Origin of the sequence: Streptomyces spiralis, assembly GCF_014654675.1 — a bacterium.
GTDB lineage: Bacteria > Actinomycetota > Actinomycetes > Streptomycetales > Streptomycetaceae > Streptomyces > Streptomyces spiralis.
In genome coordinates this window covers 59233-80275 of the sequence record NZ_BNBC01000015.1, presented here as the reverse complement: position 1 = coordinate 80275, position 21043 = coordinate 59233, and the positions used below count along the sequence as shown (strand labels likewise).

Sequence of the window (21043 nt, the reverse complement as noted above, 5' to 3'; positions counted from 1 at the left end):
ACAGTTCACCGGGAGGGCCGGAGACGTTGATGGAGACGGTGGGGGCCGCCGAGGCGGCGCCACGCCCAGGGCTACGCGAACGCAAGAAGCAGCGCACCCGGGACGCACTGCTGCGGGCCGCGCTGGAACTGTTCACCACCCGCGGGTACGAGCAGACGACGGTCGACGACATCGCGGAGGCCGTGGACGTCTCGCAGCGCACCTTCTTCCGCTACTTCCCGGGCAAGGAGGAGGCCGCCTTCGCCGTGCAGGACATGGTGGAGGAGCAGTTCCTCGAGTCCCTGCGCGCCCGTCCGCCCCACGAGGCCCCGCTGGAGGCGCTGCGCCGGGCGGTGCTGGACAACTGGGACCGGATCGGCGAGGCCATCATGAGCCTCGTCCCCCTCGAACTGCACCTGCGCATGTTCCGGGCGATCGAGTCGACGCCAGCCCTGCTCGCCGCGCATCTGCGCCGCTCGGTGGAGACCGAGGAGCAGCTGGCGCGCCTGCTCGCCGCGCGTGAGGGCCTCGACGTGGACACCGACCCGCGCCCGCGCCTGCTGACGGCCGCGTTCGGCGGGGTCATGCGGGTGACGGGGCGTCAGTGGAGCACGAGCGAGGACCTCAGCCTGGAGGGGATCCGGGCGCTCACGGCCGCGTACCTCGACCAGATGGGACCGGCCCTGACCGGGAACTGGCGGGCCACCGGACCTTCCGGCAGCGGCGGTTGAGTGGCGGGCCTCACACAGGTGCGTCCGCAGGGCGCCCGCGGGGCAACGGCGCGGCAATGGCGGGGGCGAACGCACGGCCTACGCGGGGGCGACCGCAGCCGCCGAACTGCCGTACGGACAGCCGATCTTGAACACGTGTACGGAAGGCGGGGGGACTGAGACTCCCGTCACGTCCCTCAAAACGTGATCCCCGTCACTCGGTTAACGCGAGACCGGCTCGTTCTCCTAGTGTGTCCTCCCAGTGACTTCCTTCGACACCTCCCCGCAGCTCAATGTCTGGCGCGCGCTGCTCGCACTGGCCGTGGTCTTCGTGATGCTGGCGACCACCGGCTGGACCGCCGTGCGCGGCCACCGCGGGTCCACCGCTCTCCAGGCGTCGCTGTCCGCGTGGGAGCACGGACGGCTGCACGGGCACCGGCTGCCGGACCCCGACGCGGCCCCCGCCCTGCTGACGCGTTTCTTCGCCTCGCTCGGCGCCCAGGACCGCGCCCGGCTCGCCCACCGCTATCCGCTGGCGGTCGGCAACATGAACGGCGCTCCCGTCCGGCTGCGTTACCAGGCCAACCGCATCGCGCTCGACCAGGCACGCAAGGTCGAACTCAAACGCATGCACGACAGCCGGCTCACCCCCGCCGGGCAGCAGGACGCGGGCCGCCGTATGCACCGCTTCACGGCGCTGACGGCCAAGGACCGCCACATCCTCGCCTTCGACCCCGAGGGCTCCGGCCGGGTCGCGGAGGTCTTCGGCGACCTGACGAAGGCCGAGCGGGTCTCGGTCGTCGTCCCCGGTGTGGACACCGACCTGTTCACCTTCCGCAAGACCTACCGCCCGTACTCGGCGCCGTACGGCATGGCCAAGTCGCTCTACACGGCCGAGCGCACGGCGTCCCCCGGCACGCGTACGGCCGTGATCGCCTGGGCCGACTACACCGCGCCCAGCGGGCTCGGCGTGGACGCGGCCACCGCGATGCGCGCCGAGGACGGCGCCCAGCGGCTGAACAAGATGCTCGGCGGGCTGCCCGGCCGCTCCCCCGTCGCCCTGTTCTGCCACAGCTACGGCTCGGTGGTCTGCGGGCTGGCGGCGCACGAACTGCCGCACCGCGTGACCGACATAGCGGTCGCCGCGAGCCCCGGCATGCGGGTGCGGAAGGCCTCCCACCTGCGCACCGACGCGCATGTGTGGGCGATGCGGGACGCCACCGACTGGATCCGGGACGTGCCGTACATGGAGCTCGGGGGCCTCGGCCACGGAGCCGACCCGGTCTCCGACGCGTTCGGGGCGCGGGTGCTGTCGGCCCAGGAGGCCGAGGGCCACGCCGGTTACTTCGAGCCGGGCACCGACAGCCTGACCAACTTCGCCGAGATCGGCGTCGGCTCGTACGAGTCCGTGCGGTGCGCCCATGACAACGACGGATGCCGGGCGGGTTTGTCCGCCACGACGACGGCCGGACGCGCGTAGAGACAGCAGGAAGTGCGGTCTGCGCGAGGAGGGACGCGGAAGCTCGTGCCGCCTACGATGAGCCGCATGGGTGACGTACTGACCGGATTTCACGCTGCCTGGGAGTTCGAGTCCGATTCCGTGCTCATCCGCTACGAACGGGGGATACGGACACCGAAGCTCTTCCAGGCACTCGGCGAGCGCCGGGTGCCCCTGGCCGCGCTCGCGCGGGTCACGCTCGCTCCGGGCCGGCGCGGGACCGTGGTCCTGCGTGCCGAGCCCCGTCCGGGCGCCGATCCGCTGATGGACGCGGCCGACGGACAGCTCAAGGAGGGCTGCGACCCCTATCGGCTGGTGCTGCCCGCCGAACGGGAGACGCTCGCCGAGTACTACGCCGACGAACTGCGCACACGGATCACCGAGACCGGCCCCGCCGACCACCACCTGGTGGCCGCGCCGGGGGCGCCGCAGCAGTTCAAGGCCTACGACGGCAAGGCGTCCTTCGACGGCACGGCGGTGCGGTTCCGTTGGTCGTGGACCGGGGCGTCCTCGGCGAAGTGGAAGGCCGGCGACCAGAGCTTTCCGGTCGGCGAACTGAGCGGGGTGGAGTGGCGCTCGCCGGAGGTCTTCGACGGGCACCTGCGGCTGCTACGACGGGCCACGGGCACCACGCAGGGCACCGCCGGGCACACCGTGCAGCAGGCCCAGCGACCGCAGCCGGACCAGGATCCGGCCGCGGTCGTGTTCGGCCTCGGCTACGGGCCGGTGCACGAGTCGCTGCCGTTCGCCGCGGCGGTACTGGCCGCGGTACGCGCGGCGACCCCGGTGCCGGTCCCGGCCCCGCGCCGCGACCCCGCCGACATCGCCGACCGCATCCGCCACCTCGGCGAACTCCACCAGGCAGGCCTGGTGACGGACGAGGAGTTCACCGTGAAGAAGGCGGAACTCCTGGCAGAGTTGTAGCTCGCTCCGGCGGGTGCGGCTCGCCGGCGGACGGGTGTGGACGCTCACCCCGACTGCCCGCAGCCACCGGCTCCGCTTCCCCTACTCCCGCCCCGCCGAAGCGAACGACATGTCCGGGTACCTCGTACCCACCACCTGCCCGGCGATCGGCTCCAGCGAGGCCAGCTCCTCCCCCGACAGCACGACCCCCGCCGCCCCCACGTTCTCCTCCACCCGCCCCGGCTTCCGCGTCCCCGGAATCGGCACGACCGCGAGCCCGTGGACGGCCGCTCGCTGCTGCACCCACGCCAGCGCGACCTGCGCGAGCGAGACGTCGTGCGCCTTGGCGACGGTACGGATCGGCTCCAGCAGGGCCGCGTTCGCCGTGGCGTTCTCGCCCTGGAAGCGGGGGTGCGTGCGGCGGACGTCGTCCTCGGTCAGGTCCTGCTCCGCCTGCACGAAACCGCCGGTGAGGAAGCCCCGCCCGAGCGGCGAGTACGGCACCAGCGCCACACCCAGCTCACGCGCGGCCGGCACCACCTTCGCCTCGATGTCCCGGCTGAACAGCGACCACTCCGACTGCACGGCGGCGATCGGGTGCACGGCCTGCGCGGCCCGCAGCTCGTCGGCGGTGACCTCGCTCAGGCCCAGGTGCTTGACCTTGCCCTCGCGCACCAGCTCGGCCATCGTCCCGACGGTCTCCTCGATGGGAACGTGCACGTCCCGCCGGTGCATGTAGTACAGGTCGATCACGTCGACGCCCAGGCGTTCCAGGCTCGCCTCGACGGCCTGCCGGATGTAGGGCGGGTCGTTGCGGATGATCCGCTTGGTCGGGTCGTCCGGCGGGATCGACAGGGCGAACTTCGTGGCGATCACGACCTCGTCCCGGTGCGCCCGGAAGAAGGGGGAGAGGAACCTCTCGTTCTCCCCCGCGCCGTAGGCGTCCGCCGTGTCGTAGAGGGTCACGCCCAGTTCCAGGGCCCGCTCCAGCGTGGCGCGGGACGCCTCGGCGTCCGTGGGGCCGTAGGCGAAGCTCATGCCCATGCAGCCCAGGCCCTGGACGCCCACCTCCGGTCCGCCCTCGCCGAGCCGTACCGTCGGGATCCTGCTGTCGGTCATCGAGTGCCGTTCCTCTCGGTCTCGTAGCGGTGTCCGGCCTGCGCGTAGAAGCCGATCTTGCGGTCCAGGACCGCGAGCGTGTCGCGGAGTTCGGCGATGCGGGCGAGGACGTCCCGGCGGGTCGCCTCCAGCAGCTCGTAGCGCTCGCCGTACGTGCTCTCGCCCGCGCGCACCAGCTCCGCGTAGCGGACCATGTCGGCGACCGGCATGCCGGTCAGCCGGAGCTTGCCGACGAGGTCGAGCCAGTCCAGGTCGCGGTTGGTGTAGCGGCGCTGGCCGGTGTGCGAGCGGTCGACGTGGGCCATCAGGCCGATGCGCTCGTACCAGCGCAGTGTGTGGGCCGTGAGCCCGGTGAAGGCGACGACCTCGCTGATCGTGTACTGGTCCTGCCCGTCGGGACGCGGGTGGCGCGGGGGCGGGGCGGAACAGATGTCGGTGCGGGTGGGAGCCTGCGGGGTTTCCTCGGTGGCCACGGCCGTGGTCTGCATCACCGTCATGGCCTCCACGCTATGACGTTGGAGTGCACTCCAAGCAAGCCGAACCGGATGCGGCGGCCGAAAAGCGCAGGACACGACGCGGGCCCGGTGGCTAGCGTGCGGGGCATGAGTGTCGTACGACGTGCCGAGCCGGCCGACGCGGAGGAAGTGCTGCGCCTGCGCCAGGTCATGATCGACTCGATGTTCGAGGCCGACCGGTCCACCGACTGGCACGCCGAGTCCCTGCCCACCCTGCGCGCGAAGCTCGCCGAGCCGGACGGGACCTTCGCCGCCTTCGTCGTCGACCACCCCGAGCGGCCGGGAGCGCTGGCCGCGCTGGTGGCGGGCACGCTCGACTACCGGATCGGACGGTCGGCCAACCCGCTCGGCACGGTCGGCTACGTCTTCAGCGTCGCCACCGACCCGGACGCCCGCCGCCGCGGGTACGCGCGCGCGTGCATGGACACGCTTCTGAAGTGGTTCCGCGAGCGCGGCGCCGACCGGGTGCAGCTCACCACGTCCGCCGAGGGGGCGCCGCTGTACGCCTCCCTGGGCTTCCGGCCGAAGCCCGACCCGTTGCTGGAGCTGCGGCTGTGAGCGCTTAGGCTCGACGCATGTCGTTGAACAGCCTGGCGTCGATCGAGAACTGGCCGGTTCCCACCGCCGCGGCGGGCGTGGTCCGCGCGGACGGCACGGTCGTGGGCACCCATGGCCCGGCCGACCGGCGTTTTGCCCTCGCCTCGGTGACCAAGCCCCTGGCGGCCTACGCGGTGCTGGTGGCGTACGAGGAGGGCGCGATCGAACTGGACGAGCCGGCCGGCCCGCCCGGCGCGACCGTCCGCCACCTGCTCGCCCACACCTCCGGCCTGGCCTTCGACGAACACCGGGTGACGGCCCCGCCCGGGGAGCGCCGCCTGTACTCGAACGCCGGCTTCGAGCAGCTGGGCGACCACGTCTCGAAGGCCACGGACATCCCGTTCTCCGACTACCTGCACCAGGCGGTCCTGGAGCCGCTGGGCATGACGCGGACGACGCTGGACGGCTCCCCGGCGAAGGACGGCGTCTCCACGGTCGAGGACCTCCTCCGCTTCGCCGCCGAGCTCCAGGCCCCGCGCCTGCTCGACCCGCGCACGGTCGCCGAGGCGATGACGGTCCAGTACCCGGGCACGAAGGGCGTCCTGCCGGGCTACGGCCACCAGAACCCCAACGACTGGGGCCTCGGCTTCGAGATCCGCGCCTCCAAGTCCCCCCACTGGACGGGCTCTTCCTCCTCCTCCCGCACCTTCGGCCACTTCGGCCAGTCGGGCACGTTCCTGTGGATCGACCCGGACGCAGGGGCGGCTTGCGTGGCCCTGACGGACCGCGCCTTCGGCCCCTGGGCCGTCGAGGCGTGGCCGCCCTTCACCGACGGGGTCCTCACGGAACTCCGCTGACACCACCGAACCTGCCCCGAGCGGCCTTCGCGCGGCGGATCAATCGGCGTCGAGGCCGTCGACCAGACGGTTGAGGAAGCGGGTGAAGGTGGCTTCGGGGGTGAGGGGGCGTCCGGTCGAGGCGAGGGCCTCGGCGAGTTCCGGGTGGTGGCCGTCGGCGGCGACGGCGGCGAGGTAGCGGGCTTCGGCGGCGCTTCGGTCCGGGGACCGTGCGGCCGCGGCCTGGGTGATCTCGTGGCTGACGTGCCCGGCCACGAAGGCGGTGAGCTGGGCGAAGACCTCCAGCCTCGCCGCGCCGTCCAGCCCGCTGGGCCGCAGCGCGGCCAGGGCCCGCTCCAGGAAGGCCAGCGTGTTGGGGCCCGGGGTGCGGCGAGTGGCCAGGGCGGCGGGCAGCCAGGGATGGCGCAGCATGTGGGCACGCTGGAGGTGGGCGATGGCCTTCAGGTCGGCCCGCCAGTCGCCGGTGAGCGGATTCGTGGTCGGCAGCTCGCCGCTGACGTGATCGACCATCAGCTCCAGCAGCGTCTCCTTGTCGGGGGCGTAGCTGTAGAGCGACATGACGCCGGCCCCGACCTCGGCGGCGACCCGCCGCATGGTGACCGCATCGAGTCCCTCCGCGTCCGCGAGAGCGACGGCTGCCGCAGTGATCGCCTCGCGGCTGAAGGAAGGCCTACGACCCCTGCGCCGCTCGGCGGAACGCAGCCAGAGCTGCTCGGGGTCGACGCCCGCGGCGCCGGATGCTCCGTCATCGGGCACGGTCTCGGACTCCTTCCCTGCCATCGAGGCGACTCTTGCGGAGATCATCCAAGCACCCTCTATTATCGTACGTCGTACGAGATAAAGGAGGGGGAACGATGCCATCACGCATGCCCGACGCCGAGGCCCGGCCCGTCCGGGTACCGCCCACCGGAAAGCCGCCGCTGTCCTCACGGATGATGAGGGCGACCTGGCGCCGCCTCCCGGCGAAACGGCACGAGGTCGGATGGGAGCCGGCACTGGAGGTGCCGGCCGCCGACGGCAGCCCGCTGCTCACCGACCACTACTTCCCGCGCGCGGAGGGCGACTTCCCCACCCTCCTCGTCCGCTCGCCCTACGGCCGAGGCCTGCCCTGGTCCCCCATGTACGGTCTGCTCTTCGCCGAGCAGGGCTTCCATGTGGTCCTGCAGAGCTGCCGCGGCACCGGCGGTTCGGGTGGTGCGTTCGACCTGTGGCGCAACGAGGCCGCCGACGGCCGGGCCACGGTGTCGTGGCTGCGCGAGCAACCCTGGTTCGACGGAACCCTGGGGACGGTCGGCCCCAGCTATCTCGGCTACGTGCAATGGGCCCTCGCCCTGGACCCGCCCCCGGAACTGAGGGCGATGGTGGTGCAGGTGGGCCTGCACGATCCCTACGCCCTGTTCCACGCGGACGGCGCGCTGCGCCTGGAGAACGCCCTGGCCGTCGGCGCGGGCATGACCTACCAGCACCAGGGCATGGCGCCGTTCCTGAGAGCCACCCTGCGCCTGCAGCGCCGCCTGCGCGACGTCACCATGGCGCAGCCCCTGCGCGGGGCGTACGCGTCCGCCCTCGGGGGCGAAGTGCCGTGGCTGGACGAGGTGATGACACACCCGGACCCCAAGGACACGTACTGGCACGGCGCGTCACTGGCGGAGGCGGCGGAGGGGCTCGGCGTGCCCACTGCCCTCATCACCGGATGGCACGACGTGCTGGCCGACCAGACCTTCGAGCAGTACGACCGGCTGCGCCGGGCCGGATGCGAGACCGCCCTGCTCGTCGGCCCCTGGACCCACGCCTCCGCCCTGCAACAGGGCTGGCCCGAGGTCTTCGCCGAGAGCCTCGCCTGGCTGCGCGCCCACCTGTGCGCCGACCCCTCCGGCCTGCGTCCGACGGCCGTACGCGTGCACATCGGCGGCGAGAACACCTGGCGGGACCTCGAGGACTGGCCGCCGCCCCTCGCCGCCACCCCGTGGTACCCCAGCCCGGACGGGCACCTCATGCAGCAGGCCCCCACGGACTCCGCACCGCTGACGACGTTCCGCTACGACCCGGCCGACCCCACCCCGTCCCTCGGCGGCCCTCTGCTCTCCCGCACCGCCGGCCCGCGCGACAACGGCCCCCTGGAAGCCCGGGACGACGTCCTGACGTTCACCGGCCCTCCACTGACCGAGCCCGTCGACATCCTGGGCCCGGTCTCCGCACGTCTGACCATCTCCACGGACACCGGCTACGCCGACGTCTTCACCCGCCTGTGCGACGTGGACCCACAAGGCCGCTCCGTCAACATCTGTGACGGACTGGGCCGACTCCGCACGACCGGAGAGGCGCCGTCTCGGATCACCGTGCCGATGAGCTCCACCGCCCACCGCTTCCCCGCCGGCCACCGCATCCGCTGGCAGATCAGCGGCGGCGCCCACCCCCGCTACGCCCGCGCCTCCGGCACCGGCCGGTCACCGGCGGACGCCACGACCTTCGTCCCCGTGTGCATCACACTCCACACGGACTCGGCGTTGATCATTCCCCGGCCATCTCCCACATCAGCAACTCCGCCCCCGTCACCCCCACCGCCTCCAGTTCCCCGCCCGCGTCCGTGATCCGGGCGGCGTCCCCCGCCCCCAACCGCTCGCCGTCCAGCACCACTTCACCCCGTACGACGTGGACGTAGACGTACGCCGCCTCCGGCACCGCCGTGCGCTCGGCCGCCCCCAGGCGGCGTACGTGGAGCATGGCGCCGGCCTCCGGGACGGCGTAGGGGGTGGAGTCGGCGATGCCGTGGACGATTTCGTAGAAGGGGTCTCCGCCGGGTTCGAGAGGGGCCAGCCACATCTGGACGAAGGTCAGGGGGACGGTTGCGTCGTTGCGCTCGACGTGGCGGACGCCGGCCGCGGCGCTCAGGCGCTGGACGTCGCCGGGGCGGATCAGCGTCTCGTGGCCCGTGGAGTCGCGGTGGGTCAGTTCGCCGGTCACCACCCAGGTGACGATCTCCGTGTGGCTGTGCGGGTGCTCGTCGAAGCCGGCGCCCGGGGCCAGGTGCTCCTCGTTGCAGGCGATCAGGGCGCCGAAGCGGAGGTTGTCCGGATCGTAGTGGGGGCCGAAGGAGAAGGCGTGGCGGGTGGTGATGCCCGCCGCCGGGTCGCCGCCCTGGTAGCGCTCTGCCGCGCGCCGCACGTCCGTCGTCACGGAGACCACCGTAGACCCGCTCGTGAAACGCGCCTCGTGGAACCCGGTCCCGAGACCGATCCGAAAACCGGTCCGAAACCCGGTGGTGGGGCCCCTCACGGCCCGACCTCCGACCCGGCGGCACGCACTGACGTCCGGATAAGGCAGTCTTGTCCCCGTGCCCGAACCCGAATCCCGTCACGCCGATGCCCCAGCGCGCCCCGCTCATCCGCATACCGCGACCCTGAGACGGCTGGAGAAGTCCTCCGGCTCCCTCGCCGCACAGGCGATCGCGCGGATGGACGAGTCGCTGCCGTGGTACCGGGCCATGCCCCCGGAGAACCGCTCCTGGATCGGGTTGGTGGCCCAGGCCGGTATCGCCGCGTTCACCGAGTGGTTCCGGCACCCGGACGCCCCGCAGGCGATCTCGACGGATGTGTTCGGGACGGCTCCGCGTGAGCTGACGCGGGCGATCACGCTGCGGCAGACCGTGGAGATGGTGCGGACCACGATCGAGGTCATGGAGTCCGCCATCGACGAGGTGGCGGCGCCGGGGGACGAGGCCGTGCTGCGCGAGGCCCTGCTCGTCTACGCCCGGGAGATCGCCTTCGCCACCGCCCAGGTCTACGCCCAGGCCGCCGAGGCACGCGGTGCCTGGGACGCGCGGCTGGAGTCGCTCGTCGTCAACGCCGTGCTCAGCGGGGAGGCCGACGAGGGTGCCGTGTCGCGGGCCGCAGCGCTCGGCTGGAACTCGCCCGAGCATGTGTGCGTGGTGCTCGGGACCGCGCCCGACGGGGACTCCGAGCTGACCGTGGAGGCGATCAGGCGGGCGGCGCGGCACGCCAAGCTCCAGGTGCTCACCGGGGTTCTCGGGGAGCGGCTGGTGGTGATCGCGGGCGGCAGCGACAACCCGCTGGCCGTGGCGAAGTCGCTGATCGGGCCGTTCGCCGCCGGGCCTGTCGTGGCCGGGCCGGTGGTGCCCGATCTGCTCGCCGCGACCCGGTCCGCGCAGGCCGCCGCGGCCGGGCTGAAGGCCTGTTTCGCCTGGCAGGACGCCCCGCGCCCGGTGCTCGCCGACGATCTGCTCCCGGAGCGCGCCATCGCCGGTGACCCGAGCGCCCGGGAGCAGTTGGTAGAGGAGATCTACAGACCGCTGGAGGAGGCCGGGTCCGCGCTTCTGGAGACCTTGAGTGTCTATCTGGAGCAGGCGAGCAGCCTGGAAGGCGCCGCCCGGATGCTCTTCGTTCACCCGAACACCGTGCGCTACCGGCTCCGACGTGTGACAGACGTCACCGGATGGTCGCCGTCCGATGTACGATCCGCGTTCACACTGAGGATCGCCTTGATCCTGGGGCGTCTGGCCGACGGAGATCCCCAGACCTAGGCTTTTGTCGGGGGCCCACAAAACCCCTCCGTGTTCTTCGTCCCTGTCCCCACGGGCGGCTTCGGCCGTCCCCAAGAGAGAGTGTGAGAGTGCTCGTACTCGTCGCTCCCGGCCAGGGCGCCCAGACGCCCGGCTTCCTGACCCCCTGGCTCGAACTGCCCGGGGCAGCCGACCGTGTCACCGCCTGGTCGGACGCCATCGGACTGGACCTCGTCCACTACGGAACGCAGGCCGACGCGGACGCGATCCGCGACACCGCCGTGGCCCAGCCGCTGCTCGTCGCCGCCGGGATCCTGTCGGCCGCGGCACTCGGTGACGTGGCACCGGATGCCGTCGCCGGGCACAGCGTCGGTGAGATCACCGCCGCCGCCTTCGCGGGCGTCCTCAACGACACCTCCGCGCTGACGCTGGTGCGCAAGCGGGGTCTGGCGATGGCCGAGGCCGCCGCCGTCACCGAGACGGGCATGTCGGCGCTGCTCGGCGGCGACCCGGAGGTGTCCGTCAAGCACCTGGAGAAGCTGGGCCTCACCCCGGCCAACGTCAACGGCGCGGGCCAGATCGTGGCCGCAGGCACCATGGAGCAGCTCGCCGCGCTGAACGAGGACAAGCCCGAGGGCGTGCGCAAGGTCGTGCCGCTGAAGGTGGCCGGCGCCTTCCACACCCACCACATGGCCCCCGCGGTCGCGAAGCTGGCCGAGGCCGCCAAGGCGCTCGAGCCCACCGACCCGAAGGTCACCTACGTCTCCAACAAGGACGGCCGGGCGGTGCCGAGCGGCACCGAGGTCGTCGAGCGGCTCGTCGGCCAGGTCGCCAACCCGGTCCGTTGGGACCTGTGCATGGAGACCTTCAAGGAGCTCGGCGCCACCGCGCTGATCGAGGTGTGCCCCGGCGGCACGCTCACCGGTCTGGCCAAGCGGGCGCTGCCGGGCGTGAAGACGCTGGCGCTGAAGACCCCCGACGACCTCGACGCGGCCCGCGCGCTCATCGCCGAGCACACGAACGCCTGACGCCCTAAGGAGCCGATCGCACATGTCGAAGATCAAGCCCAGCAAGGGCGCCCCGTACGCGCGCATCCTCGGCGTGGGCGGCTACCGGCCCACGCGGGTGGTGCCCAACGAGGTGATCCTCGAGAAGATCGACTCGTCCGACGAGTGGATCCGCTCGCGCTCGGGCATCGAGACCCGGCACTGGGCGGGGCCCGACGAGACCGTCGCGGCGATGTCCATCGAGGCCGCCGGCAAGGCGATCGCGGACGCGGGGATCACCGCCGAGCAGATCGGCGCCGTGGTCGTCTCCACCGTCTCGCACTTCAGCCAGACCCCGGCCGTCGCCACCGAGATCGCCGACAAGCTGGGCACGGACAAGGCGGCCGCCTTCGACATCTCGGCCGGCTGCGCCGGCTTCGGCTACGGCCTCACCCTCGCCAAGGGCATGGTCGTGGAGGGTTCGGCGGAGTACGTCCTCGTCATCGGCGTGGAGCGGCTGAGCGACCTGACCGACCTGGAGGACCGGGCGACGGCCTTCCTGTTCGGTGACGGCGCCGGCGCGGTCGTGGTCGGCCCCTCGCAGGAGCCGGCGATCGGCCCGACGGTGTGGGGCTCGGAGGGCGACAAGGCCGGGACGATCAAGCAGACCGTCCCGTGGGACCGCTTCCTGCCCCACCCCCGTCTTCACTCCGGCGAGGGGACCCCCACCGGCGATGTGTCCGAGCTGCCGCTGGACAGCGAGGGCAACGTCAAGTTCCCTGCGATCACGCAGGAGGGCCAGGCGGTGTTCCGCTGGGCCGTGTTCGAGATGGCGAAGGTCGCCCAGCAGGCGCTGGACGCGGCCGGGATCAACCCGGACGACCTGGACGTCTTCATTCCGCACCAGGCCAACGTGCGGATCATCGACTCGATGGTGAAGACGCTGAAACTGCCGGAGCACGTCACGGTCGCCCGTGACATCCGCACCACCGGCAACACCTCGGCCGCCTCGATCCCGCTCGCGATGGAGCGGCTCCTGGCGACCGGCGAGGCGAAGAGCGGCGACACCGCGCTCGTCATCGGCTTCGGGGCGGGTCTCGTCTACGCCGCGACGGTCGTTACCCTCCCCTAGGCACTCCGTGCCGGATCATGCATCCGGGACGGCAACCGCAACACCTGCCGCTGCCGCGGCGGGCGCCACACCCTTACGGAACACAACGAAGGAGCGCCGACATGGCCGCCACTCAGGAAGAGATCGTCGCCGGTCTCGCCGAGATCGTGAACGAGATCGCCGGGATCCCCACCGAGGACGTCCAGCTGGACAAGTCCTTCACCGACGACCTGGACGTCGACTCGCTGTCCATGGTCGAGGTCGTCGTCGCCGCCGAGGAGCGCTTCGACGTCAAGATCCCCGACGAGGACGTCAAGAACCTCAAGACCGTCGGCGACGCGACCGACTACATCCTCAAGCACCAGGCCTGATCTACCGATCACTGCTTTGGGCTGACTGCCCCGCCACCCGGCGGTGGCGCCGTACGAATCCTCGTTTCCGTTGGAGAAAGAATTCCCGTGAGCTCGACCAATCGCACCGTGGTCGTCACCGGTATCGGCGCAACCACACCGCTGGGTGGCGACGCAGCCTCGACCTGGGAGGGTCTGGTCGCCGGCAAGTCCGGTGTCAAGCCTCTGACCCAGGAGTGGGCGGCCGAGCAGGCCGTCCGTATCGCGGCCCCGGTCGCCGTGGAGCCGACCGAGACCATTCCGCGGCCGCAGGCCCGCCGTCTGGACCGCTCGGCGCAGTTCGCGCTGATCGCCGCCCAGGAGGCCTGGAAGGACGCCGGTTTCACCGGTAAGGCCGGCGAGGACGGAAGCGTCGACCCGGACCGGCTGGGTGCGGTGATCGCCTCCGGCATCGGCGGCGTGACGACGCTGCTCGACCAGTACGACGTGCTGAAGGACAAGGGCGTCCGCCGGGTCTCCCCGCACACCGTGCCGATGCTGATGCCGAACGGCCCCTCGGCCAACGTCGGTCTGCTCGTGGGCGCCCGCGCCGGTGTGCACACCCCGGTCTCCGCCTGCGCGTCGGGCGCCGAGGCCATCGGTTACGCCATCGAGATGATCCGCACCGGCCGCGCCGACGTGGTCGTCGCCGGCGGTACGGAGGCGGCGATCCACCCGCTGCCGATCGCCGCGTTCGGCAACATGATGGCGATGTCCAAGAACAACGAGAACCCCGAGGGCGCCTCGCGCCCCTACGACGTCGACCGGGACGGTTTCGTCCTCGGCGAGGGCGCCGGTGTGCTCGTCCTGGAGTCCGCCGAGCACGCCGCCCGGCGTGGCGCCCGCGTCTACGCGGAGGCGGTCGGCCAGGGCATCTCCGCCGACAGCCACGACATCGTGCAGCCGGAGCCGGAGGGCCGCGGCATCTCGCACGCCCTGCAGAACCTGCTGGACCGCACCGACCTGGACCCGGCCGAGATCGTGCACGTCAACGCGCACGCCACGTCGACGCCGGCCGGTGACATCGCCGAGCTGAAGGCGCTGCGCAAGGTGTTCGGCGACGACGCCGACCACATGGCGGTCTCCGCGACCAAGTCGATGACCGGTCACCTGCTCGGTGGCGCGGGCGGCGTGGAGTCGGTGGCGACCGTGCTGGCCCTCTACAACCGGGTGGCCCCGCCCACCATCAACGTCGAGAACATCGACCCGGAGGCCGAGGCGAACGCGGACGTGGTCCGCGGCGAGGCCCGCAAGCTGCCCGTCGAGGGCCGCATCGCGGCCCTGAACGACTCGTTCGGGTTCGGTGGCCACAACGTGGTGCTGGCGTTCCGGACCGTCTGAGGAACTCCGGTACGTGCGTGAAGGGCCCCCACCGGTCGGTGGGGGCCCTTCACGCTGTGACCACCGGGTCCTGCTGTGACCGCTCGGCTCTGCCGCGCCCGCTCGGCTCTGCGGCGGCCTCGGGCCGTGTCTGAGAGACCGTCACACCACCTGGTGCAGCCAGCGCACCGGGGCACCCTCGCCCGCGTAGCGGAACGGCTCCAGTTCGTCGTCCCAGGGCTTGCCCAGGAGCCTGGCCAGTTCGGCCTCCAGGTCGCTCTCGCCGCGCTGGGAGCGGATCAGTGCGGCGCGCAGCCGGTCCTCGGGGATGAGGATGTCGCCGTGGATGCCGGTGACGGCGTGGAAGATGCCGAGGTCGGGGGTGCAGCTGTAGCGCTCGCCCTCGGCGGTCGCGCAGGGCTCGGCGGTGACCTCGAAGCGCAGCAGGTGCCAGCCGCGCAGCGCGGAGGCGAGCTTGGAGGCGGTGCCGGCCTCGCCCTGCCAGGAGAACTCCGAGCGCCAGGTGCCGGGCGCGGCGGGCTGCCGGATCCAGTCCAGGCTGACGCGTGTACCGAGCACCCCGGCGACGGCCCATTCGACGTGCGGGCACAGCGCGCGCGGCGCGGAGTGCACGTACAGAACTCCACGTGTCGTCACCGGGACCTCCGGGCAGAGCGGGACAGAGTGCGGGCGGGCGGCAGTGGCACTCGACCGCCCTGCTGATGGCGAGGCTACCGTGCGACGGGGCAAGGAGTGTGACGTACCGTCGGTCCCGGTGCCAGGAAGGGGCCCCCATTCACCCAGGGGGACGCTTGTACGGCTGTGCGCCGTCGCCTCGGGTGGGGGCGGGAACCCTCGCGCGTTCTTATGGAGGGGAGTGCCAGTTCTGCGCGAGGTTGCGCGCGACGACCGAGGGGATCACGAGGATGCGGAAGCGAAGCCACCGTATGCGGGCCGCTCATGCCGTCGTGGCGGCGGCCGTCCTGGTCACCGCGGGCTGTGACGTGGTCGGTGACAAGGCGTCCGCTCGTGACGCCCGTGCCAGAGCGGCCAAACCGTCCGCGTCGGCGACACCGGACTGGGACGCCAGTCCGGGCTCGATCGCCGCGGTCGGCGACTCCATCACCCGTGGCTTCGACACGTGCGCGGTGCTGTCGGACTGCCCGGAGGCGTCGTGGGCGACGGGCAGCGACCCCTCGGTGAACAGCCTGGCGGTGCGGCTGCTCGGGGCGGCCGGTGCGGCCCGGCGAAGCTGGAACCACGCGGTGACCGGCGCCCGGGTGGCGGATCTGAACGGCCAGATGGCCCAGGCGGTGCTGAACAAGCCGGAGCTGGTGGCGGTGATGGTCGGCGCCAATGACGCCTGCCGCGACTCCCCCGCCCGGATGACCTCGGTCGCGGACTTCCGCCGCGACTTCCAGAAGGCGATGGGCACCCTGCGCAAGGCGCTGCCCAAGGCGGAGGTGTACGTCTCCAGCGTGCCGAACCTGAAGCGGCTGTGGTCGCAGGGGCGGACCAACCCGCTCGGCAAGCAGATCTGGAAGCTGGGCCTGTGCCCGTCGATGCTGGGGGACGCGGACGCGCTGGACGACGCGGCCAAGCAGCGACGCGAGACGGTGCAGTCCCGGGTGGTGGACTACAACAAGGTGCTGGCCGAGGTGTGCGCGAAGGACCGCCGCTGCCGCTTCGACCACAACGCGGTCTTCGACTACCAGTTCGGCACGGCGCAGCTCAGCCACTGGGACTGGTTCCACCCGAGCCGCAACGGCCAGGCGCGGCTCGCGGAGATCGCCTACCGCACCGTCACCGCCAAGAGCCCGTGACCTAGGGTTTCCCCCATGAGTGAACTCTTCGGCGCACTGTCCGACGGCACCCCGGTCCACCGCTGGACGCTTCAGCGGGCCGGCGTGCGGGTGCGCGTGCTGTCGTACGGCGGGATCGTGCAGTCGGTGGAGGTCCCGGACCGGGACGGGCGCACCGCGGACGTGGTGCTGGGCTTCCCCGACCTGGACGGCTACCTCGCCCACCCCGAGCCGTTCCTCGGCGCCCTGATCGGCCGGTACGCCAACCGGATCGCCGGCGGCCGCTTCCCGCTGGACGAGCGGACGTACGCGCTCGCGCGCAACGACGGCCCCAACTCGCTGCACGGCGGCGAGCGCGGCTTCGACAAGCGGGTGTGGAACGTCACCGCCGTCGAGCACGGAGTGCGCCTGACCCGGGTCAGCCCACACGGCGAGGAGGGCTTCCCCGGCCGGCTGGAGGTCACGGCGACGTACACGCTGGACTCCTCGGGCGCCCTGCGCATCGCCTACGAGGCGGTCACGGACGCGCCGACCGTGGTCAACCTGACCAATCACACGTACTGGAACCTCGGCGGTGCCGGCTCGGGCGCGGCGGGCGGCCACGAACTGCGGCTCGCCGCCTCCCGCTACACCCCCGTCGACGAGCACCTCATCCCGGCCGGCGCCCCGGCGGAGGTGGAGGGGACCCGCTTCGACTTCCGGCAGTCCCGCAAGACCGGCTCCGGCTACGACCACAACTTCGTCCTCGACAAGGGCGTCACCCGGGCCGCCGAGGAGGTCGCCGAGCTCCACGACCCGGCGTCGGGCCGCACCCTGACGGTGGCGACGACGGAGCCGGGCATGCAGCTCTACACCGCCGACCACATCGCGGCGCCGTTCGCCCCCGGCGACGGGATCGCCCTGGAGACCCAGCACCACCCGGACTCCCCCAACCGCCCGGACTTCCCGACCACGGTGCTCCGTCCGGGTGAGGTGTACCGCTCGGAGACGGTGTACGGGTTCTCGGCGCGGTGATCTAGAGGCCCTCGCCGCGCATTCGCTTGGCCGCGCGGCCGAGCAGGGCGACCGCGCCCGCGCAGACGAGCAGCACCGCTCCGCCGATCAGCGTCGGCTGCACCTCGCCGCCCTTGATGCCCTCGCCGGTCACGGTGACCGCCAGCACCAGGATGACCGAGTACAGGCTCCGGCCGACCTTGGCGCCGGCCGGGATCACCTGGAGCAGCTGCGGGATGGTCGTCGCGGCGCCGAGCCCCATGGCGAACGGGATGAACGCGCCTCCCATCAGCGCCCCGAACCCCAAGGAGTTGCCGTAGGCGCCCCAGCCGGCGCCCTTGACCAGCAGATAGCCGGTGGCGGCGAAGGACAGCAGGACCAGCACGCCGTTGATGTACGCGGCCAGTGTGGCGGCCTTGCGGGCGCCGGGCAGGTGCGCCGCCGGGGAGCGCCAGGCGTCCGGGGTGATCAGGCGCAACTGCCGCTTCATGGCCTGCATCTGCGTCAGCGCGAGGACGCCCATGGCGACGAGGGCCAACCCGACGGCCGCGGCGCCGAAACCGGCCGGGGCGCGCGTGATGCCGTAGTGCGCGCCGCCGAAGGTGAGCGGGATGCCGAGCACGAAGCCGTAGGCGAGGAGCTTGGACTTCTTCTGGATCCCGAGGACCAGCGTCCGCTGGTCGGCGGTGAGGTTCGGGTCCAGCCGCACATGGCCTTCGCCGAGCCGCTGCAGCGGGGCCTGGGGCTGCTGCGGCGCCTGGGGGACGTAGGGCTGCTGGGGCGCGTAGGGCTGCGGGTACTGGCCCGGCTGCTGCCCGTACGGTGCCTGCTGCTGCCCTTGCTGCGGGTACGGTCCCGGCTGCCCGTAGCCGCCCTGCGGCGGGTACGGCTGCTGTCCGTACGGTCCGGGTCCCTGCGGGTACGGTCCTTGCTGCTGGGCCCCTTGCTGTCCGTACGGTCCCTGCTGCCCGTACGGCCCCGGCTGCTGCTGCCCCGGATACATCTGCGTCTCCCCCTGAACGGCCACCGGACCGGTCCGGTCCGGCGTTTCGGGCCGGGAGTCTGCCATATCCGGTCAGGACGCCACGAGCCCCGGCCCAGGGGTCAGGTCCCGGACCGGGGCTGCTCGTGGGGAGACTTGTCCCGGATCAGACACTAATCGCCGGGGTGCCGTTCCGGCCGCCGATCGAACGTCTGGCCGCAACCTCGTACGAACCCTTCACATTCCGGCGGTCGTCCCGGTCCGCGCGGGCACGGCGGCCACGAGCTCGACCTCGATCTGCGCCTCGGGCCGGAACAGCCGGGACACCTCGAAGGTCATGCTGGTGGGCGGGGTGCCGGTGAGGAACCGCCGCCGTACGGCACCGTACTCGGCGAGCTTGTCGATGTCGGTCAGATACGTGCGGATGCTGATCACGTCCGCCAGGCTCGCGCCGTGGGCGTCGAGGAGCGCGGCGATGGTCTCGAAGACACCGCGGCTCTGCTCGGCGAGCGTGGCGCCCTCGGCGATCTGGCCGGAGACGAACAACAGGGCGCTTCCGTCGGCGTGTTCGACGCGGGCGACCTGGGAGTAGTAGGGGCTCAGGGGCTGGGGCGCGCCGGCGGGGTTGCCGAGGGTGATCTGCATGTCGCTGCTCCTCACAGGGCGATACGGGACACGGCGGTGACGGGGTCCGCGGTGCGCAGGTGGGCGGCGGCCCGGGCGAGGTCGGCCTCGGCGAGTCCCGGCTCCCCGGCGGCCTCCCGGTAGCCCGCCAACACGGCCTTTACGGCGGGTAGTCCGGCGGCCGCGGTCGCGAGTTCCAGGTCCTTCACCGCCAGCGCGGTGGCGAAGTGCGCGTCCTCGGCGAAGGCCCGGGCGACCGCGCCGGCGAGCGGGCCGCCGGCGAGGGCGGTGCGCGCGGTGTCCTCGTCGAGGCCGAGCGCGTCGGCGAGCCGCAGTGCCTCGGCGACGAGCGCGACGCCGCTGATCACGGCGGCGTTGACGACCAGTTTGAGCGCGGCGCCGGAGCCGGTCGGGCCGGTGCGGGTGATCGTGCCGAGGTGGGCCAGGACGTGCTCGACGCCGGCCGGGTCGCCGCCCGCGAGGATGCCGAGCCGTCCGGCGGCCGCCCGGTCGGTGCTGCCCATGACCGGCGCGTCGACCAGGGTCGCCCGGTCGCCGAGGCGGGCGGCGAGGTCGCGTACCGCGTCCGGGCCGACGGTGGACATCTCCACCCAGTGCGCACCGGCCGGCAGCACGGGCAGGACGGCGTCGGCGACCTCGGCGAGCGCGGACGGCCCCGCGAGCATCGTGATCACCACGTCGGCGTCGCGTACGGCGTCGGCGGGGGACGCGGCGCGGACGGCGCCCTCGGCGACCAGCGGACCGGCCTTGGCGGCCGTACGGTTCCAGACGGTCACCGGATGGCCGGCGACGAGGAGACGCCGGGCCATGGGAGTACCCATGCGACCCAGCCCCAGAAAGGCGATCTTCTCGGTCTGTTGCATGCCGTCGACGCTAGGTTTGCGCCATGGATGCGACAAGCGAATGTCCGGCATGGCTGCCATGCTGACCACGCATGACGGCGCCGCGGGTGACGCCGCCGTTCCCGACCTGCCCACCGTCTGGCTGCGGGTGTTCCTGGAGGTGGCCCGGCACGGGTCGTTCACGGTGGCCGCGCGGACACTGGGCTGGACCCAGTCCGCGGTGTCCCGGCAGATCTCCGCACTGGAGTCGGCACTGGGCGGGGCCCGGCTGTTCGACCGGCTGCCGCGCGGAGTGCGGCTCACGGAGGCCGGCCGGGTGCTCGTCCCGCACGCGGAGGCCGTGGCGCGGTCGCTGCACGGCGCCGTGCGCGAGTTGGCGGCGCTGCGTGACGTGGCGGGCGGCCGGCTGCGGTTCGGCGCGTTCGCCACGGCCGACGCGGCGCTGGTGCCCTGGGCCCTGGCCGCCTTCCGGGCCCGCCACCCCGGGGTGCGCGTCTCCCGCGAGGAGGGCCTCACCCCGGCCCTGCTGGACCGGCTGACCGCCGGCCACCTGGACCTGGCGGTCGTCTCGACGACCCGGCCCGTCCCGCTGGAGGCGTACGAACTGCACCACCTGCTCGACGAGCCCCTCTACGTCGCCGTACCCGCCGGGCACCCGCTCGCCGGGCACCCCGGGCCGGTCGGCCTCGGCCGACTCGCCGACGCGGACTGGATCTCCGGCAGTCCACGGCCCGAGGGCACCCTGCTCGACGCGGTGCTGCGCCACGGCTTCCGCCCGCGCATCGCACACGTCGTCGCCGAGTGGACCGCCAAACAGGGCTACGTCGCCGCCGGGCTGGGCGTGACCCTGGTCCCGGCGCTCGCCGCCGCGTCCGTACGGCCCGACGTCGCGCTGGTCCCGCTGCGGGACGAGGACGCCCCGGCGCGGGCGGTGTACGCGGCGACCGTGCGGGGGCGGTCGCTGTCACCGGCCGCGCGGGCGTTCATCGGTGTTCTGCGGGAGGGGGTGGTCGCCGCGGTGCCGTCGGCTACCACGGGGTCCGCGGCGCCTGCGGTGCCCGGGTGACCGTGTCGCCGTCGCGGTTCGAGCCGTCGTCGCCCGTGTCGCGGTTCGAGCCGTGGTCGCCCGTGTCGCGGTCGCCCGTCTCGCCGTCGGTCCGGTCGACCGTCTCCTCGTCCAGCAGGTCGCGGGCGAGCAGGGTGGCGCCCGCGACCGCGCCCGGCATGAGGAACACGGCGACGAACGGCACCAGGAAGGCCAGACCCAGCGGCGCGCCGAAGCCCCAGACCAGCGCCTTGCGGGAGCGCAGCAGGGCGAGACGGTCGCGGAGTTCGA

At 72.5% G+C, this 21043-nt stretch carries 23 protein-coding genes; 14 read left to right on the top strand and 9 right to left on the bottom strand.

Going from position 1 to position 21043, the window contains the following annotated elements; genetic code table 11:
- The first annotated feature begins 29 nt into the window (after positions 1-29).
- The 3 genes from IE318_RS17500 to IE318_RS17490 all read left to right on the top strand — a co-directional run bounded on the left by IE318_RS17500 (position 30) and on the right by IE318_RS17490 (position 3111).
- Positions 30-710 carry a TetR family transcriptional regulator gene (locus IE318_RS17500; RefSeq protein WP_189901395.1) on the top strand — a complete coding sequence of 227 codons (681 nt, stop codon included), beginning with the start codon at positions 30-32 and terminating at the stop codon, positions 708-710.
- Between the two features lie 241 nt (positions 711-951).
- Complete coding sequence (locus IE318_RS17495; RefSeq protein ID WP_189901393.1) at positions 952-2169, top strand: alpha/beta hydrolase; 1218 nt, start codon at positions 952-954, stop codon at positions 2167-2169.
- Positions 2170-2235: 66 nt separating this feature from the next.
- A complete protein-coding gene (locus IE318_RS17490; RefSeq protein ID WP_189901390.1) occupies positions 2236-3111 on the top strand; it encodes a DUF4429 domain-containing protein in 876 nt (291 codons plus the stop codon).
- Positions 3112-3192: 81 nt separating this feature from the next.
- Here the strand turns inward: IE318_RS17490 and IE318_RS17485 are convergent, their stop codons facing one another.
- Positions 3193-4209 (bottom strand): aldo/keto reductase, encoded by a 1017-nt coding sequence (locus IE318_RS17485; protein WP_189901388.1) that lies wholly within the window; start codon positions 4207-4209, stop codon positions 3193-3195.
- A complete protein-coding gene (locus IE318_RS17480; protein WP_189901386.1) occupies positions 4206-4706 on the bottom strand; it encodes a MerR family transcriptional regulator in 501 nt (166 codons plus the stop codon). Before IE318_RS17480 ends, IE318_RS17485 begins: the two co-directional genes overlap by 4 nt.
- Positions 4707-4811: 105 nt before the next feature.
- Here IE318_RS17480 and IE318_RS17475 point away from each other — a divergent pair, with 105 nt between their 5' ends.
- Both IE318_RS17475 and IE318_RS17470 read left to right on the top strand, forming a co-directional pair.
- Entirely contained in the window at positions 4812-5282 is a 471-nt protein-coding gene (locus tag IE318_RS17475) for a GNAT family N-acetyltransferase (RefSeq protein WP_189901384.1), read from the top strand.
- 17 nt (positions 5283-5299) lie between these two features.
- The gene (locus tag IE318_RS17470; protein ID WP_189901382.1) at positions 5300-6118 is read left to right on the top strand and encodes a serine hydrolase domain-containing protein; all 819 of its coding nucleotides are present in this window, start codon (positions 5300-5302) and stop codon (positions 6116-6118) included.
- A 39-nt stretch (positions 6119-6157) separates the two neighbouring features.
- Here IE318_RS17470 and IE318_RS17465 read toward each other — a convergent pair whose 3' ends face one another.
- Positions 6158-6898 carry a TetR/AcrR family transcriptional regulator C-terminal domain-containing protein gene (locus tag IE318_RS17465; protein ID WP_189901528.1) on the bottom strand — a complete coding sequence of 247 codons (741 nt, stop codon included), beginning with the start codon at positions 6896-6898 and terminating at the stop codon, positions 6158-6160.
- A 155-nt stretch (positions 6899-7053) separates the two neighbouring features.
- On the opposite strand from IE318_RS17465, the gene IE318_RS17460 reads away from it, so the two are divergent.
- A complete protein-coding gene (locus IE318_RS17460) occupies positions 7054-8709 on the top strand; it encodes a CocE/NonD family hydrolase (RefSeq protein WP_189901526.1) in 1656 nt (551 codons plus the stop codon).
- Here IE318_RS17460 and IE318_RS17455 read toward each other — a convergent pair.
- On the bottom strand, positions 8630-9295 hold the full coding sequence (locus IE318_RS17455) for a pirin family protein (RefSeq protein WP_030169769.1): 666 nt from the start codon (positions 9293-9295) through the stop codon (positions 8630-8632). The two genes, IE318_RS17460 and IE318_RS17455, sit on opposite strands and share 80 nt — an antisense overlap.
- A gap of 157 nt (positions 9296-9452) precedes the next feature.
- On the opposite strand from IE318_RS17455, the gene fasR reads away from it, so the two are divergent.
- The 5 genes from fasR (at position 9453) to fabF (ending at position 14464) form a co-directional block, all read left to right on the top strand.
- Complete coding sequence (gene fasR / locus IE318_RS17450) at positions 9453-10658, top strand: fatty acid biosynthesis transcriptional regulator FasR (protein ID WP_030169773.1); 1206 nt, start codon at positions 9453-9455, stop codon at positions 10656-10658.
- Positions 10659-10747: 89 nt separating this feature from the next.
- On the top strand, positions 10748-11665 hold the full coding sequence (locus IE318_RS17445; RefSeq protein WP_030169776.1) for an ACP S-malonyltransferase: 918 nt from the start codon (positions 10748-10750) through the stop codon (positions 11663-11665).
- 22 nt (positions 11666-11687) lie between these two features.
- Positions 11688-12755, top strand: a complete 1068-nt coding sequence (locus tag IE318_RS17440; protein ID WP_030169779.1) for a ketoacyl-ACP synthase III — start codon at positions 11688-11690, stop codon at positions 12753-12755.
- Between the two features lie 101 nt (positions 12756-12856).
- Positions 12857-13105 carry an acyl carrier protein gene (locus IE318_RS17435; protein ID WP_018545314.1) on the top strand — a complete coding sequence of 83 codons (249 nt, stop codon included), beginning with the start codon at positions 12857-12859 and terminating at the stop codon, positions 13103-13105.
- 87 nt (positions 13106-13192) lie between these two features.
- Positions 13193-14464: a beta-ketoacyl-ACP synthase II gene (fabF, locus tag IE318_RS17430; protein ID WP_030169782.1), complete on the top strand. Its 1272-nt coding sequence runs from the start codon at positions 13193-13195 to the stop codon at positions 14462-14464.
- Between the two features lie 141 nt (positions 14465-14605).
- Here the strand turns inward: fabF and IE318_RS17425 are convergent, their stop codons facing one another.
- On the bottom strand, positions 14606-15100 hold the full coding sequence (locus IE318_RS17425) for a DUF3145 domain-containing protein (protein WP_030173395.1): 495 nt from the start codon (positions 15098-15100) through the stop codon (positions 14606-14608).
- Positions 15101-15369: 269 nt separating this feature from the next.
- Between IE318_RS17425 and IE318_RS17420 the strand changes: the two genes are divergently transcribed.
- Both IE318_RS17420 and IE318_RS17415 read left to right on the top strand, forming a co-directional pair.
- The gene (locus tag IE318_RS17420; protein ID WP_189901380.1) at positions 15370-16266 is read left to right on the top strand and encodes an SGNH/GDSL hydrolase family protein; all 897 of its coding nucleotides are present in this window, start codon (positions 15370-15372) and stop codon (positions 16264-16266) included.
- 15 nt (positions 16267-16281) lie between these two features.
- Complete coding sequence (locus IE318_RS17415; protein ID WP_189901378.1) at positions 16282-17259, top strand: aldose epimerase family protein; 978 nt, start codon at positions 16282-16284, stop codon at positions 17257-17259.
- 1 nt (position 17260) lies between these two features.
- On the opposite strand, the gene IE318_RS17410 is transcribed toward IE318_RS17415, so the two are convergent.
- The 3 genes from IE318_RS17410 to IE318_RS17400 all read right to left on the bottom strand — a co-directional run bounded on the left by IE318_RS17410 (position 17261) and on the right by IE318_RS17400 (position 19728).
- Positions 17261-18241, bottom strand: coding sequence for a hypothetical protein (locus tag IE318_RS17410; RefSeq protein WP_189901376.1), 981 nt, complete (start codon positions 18239-18241; stop codon positions 17261-17263).
- Between the two features lie 216 nt (positions 18242-18457).
- Complete coding sequence (locus tag IE318_RS17405) at positions 18458-18865, bottom strand: RidA family protein (protein ID WP_189901373.1); 408 nt, start codon at positions 18863-18865, stop codon at positions 18458-18460.
- Between the two features lie 11 nt (positions 18866-18876).
- Entirely contained in the window at positions 18877-19728 is an 852-nt protein-coding gene (locus IE318_RS17400) for an NAD(P)-dependent oxidoreductase (RefSeq protein ID WP_189901372.1), read from the bottom strand.
- 49 nt (positions 19729-19777) lie between these two features.
- Here IE318_RS17400 and IE318_RS17395 point away from each other — a divergent pair, with 49 nt between their 5' ends.
- A complete protein-coding gene (locus tag IE318_RS17395) occupies positions 19778-20773 on the top strand; it encodes a LysR family transcriptional regulator (protein WP_030173375.1) in 996 nt (331 codons plus the stop codon).
- On the opposite strand, the gene IE318_RS44925 is transcribed toward IE318_RS17395, so the two are convergent.
- The coding region (locus IE318_RS44925; RefSeq protein ID WP_229903563.1) for an EI24 domain-containing protein at positions 20736-21043 on the bottom strand (308 nt) is incomplete at its 5' end. The genes IE318_RS17395 and IE318_RS44925 overlap by 38 nt on opposite strands.

Coding starts and splice junctions, on each gene's coding strand:
- IE318_RS17500 (WP_189901395.1), top strand. CDS start 30: ATGGAGACGGTGGGGGCCGCCGAGGCGGCGCCACGCCCAGGGCTACGC.
- IE318_RS17490 (WP_189901390.1), top strand. CDS start 2,236: ATGGGTGACGTACTGACCGGATTTCACGCTGCCTGGGAGTTCGAGTCC.
- IE318_RS17485 (WP_189901388.1), bottom strand. CDS start 4,209: ATGACCGACAGCAGGATCCCGACGGTACGGCTCGGCGAGGGCGGACCG.
- IE318_RS17480 (WP_189901386.1), bottom strand. CDS start 4,706: ATGACGGTGATGCAGACCACGGCCGTGGCCACCGAGGAAACCCCGCAG.
- IE318_RS17475 (WP_189901384.1), top strand. CDS start 4,812: ATGAGTGTCGTACGACGTGCCGAGCCGGCCGACGCGGAGGAAGTGCTG.
- IE318_RS17470 (WP_189901382.1), top strand. CDS start 5,300: ATGTCGTTGAACAGCCTGGCGTCGATCGAGAACTGGCCGGTTCCCACC.
- IE318_RS17465 (WP_189901528.1), bottom strand. CDS start 6,898: ATGGCAGGGAAGGAGTCCGAGACCGTGCCCGATGACGGAGCATCCGGC.
- IE318_RS17460 (WP_189901526.1), top strand. CDS start 7,054: ATGAGGGCGACCTGGCGCCGCCTCCCGGCGAAACGGCACGAGGTCGGA.
- IE318_RS17440 (WP_030169779.1), top strand. CDS start 11,688: ATGTCGAAGATCAAGCCCAGCAAGGGCGCCCCGTACGCGCGCATCCTC.
- IE318_RS17435 (WP_018545314.1), top strand. CDS start 12,857: ATGGCCGCCACTCAGGAAGAGATCGTCGCCGGTCTCGCCGAGATCGTG.
- IE318_RS17420 (WP_189901380.1), top strand. CDS start 15,370: ATGCGGAAGCGAAGCCACCGTATGCGGGCCGCTCATGCCGTCGTGGCG.
- IE318_RS17415 (WP_189901378.1), top strand. CDS start 16,282: ATGAGTGAACTCTTCGGCGCACTGTCCGACGGCACCCCGGTCCACCGC.
- IE318_RS17410 (WP_189901376.1), bottom strand. CDS start 18,241: ATGTATCCGGGGCAGCAGCAGCCGGGGCCGTACGGGCAGCAGGGACCG.
- IE318_RS17405 (WP_189901373.1), bottom strand. CDS start 18,865: ATGCAGATCACCCTCGGCAACCCCGCCGGCGCGCCCCAGCCCCTGAGC.
- IE318_RS17400 (WP_189901372.1), bottom strand. CDS start 19,728: ATGCAACAGACCGAGAAGATCGCCTTTCTGGGGCTGGGTCGCATGGGT.
- IE318_RS17395 (WP_030173375.1), top strand. CDS start 19,778: ATGGCTGCCATGCTGACCACGCATGACGGCGCCGCGGGTGACGCCGCC.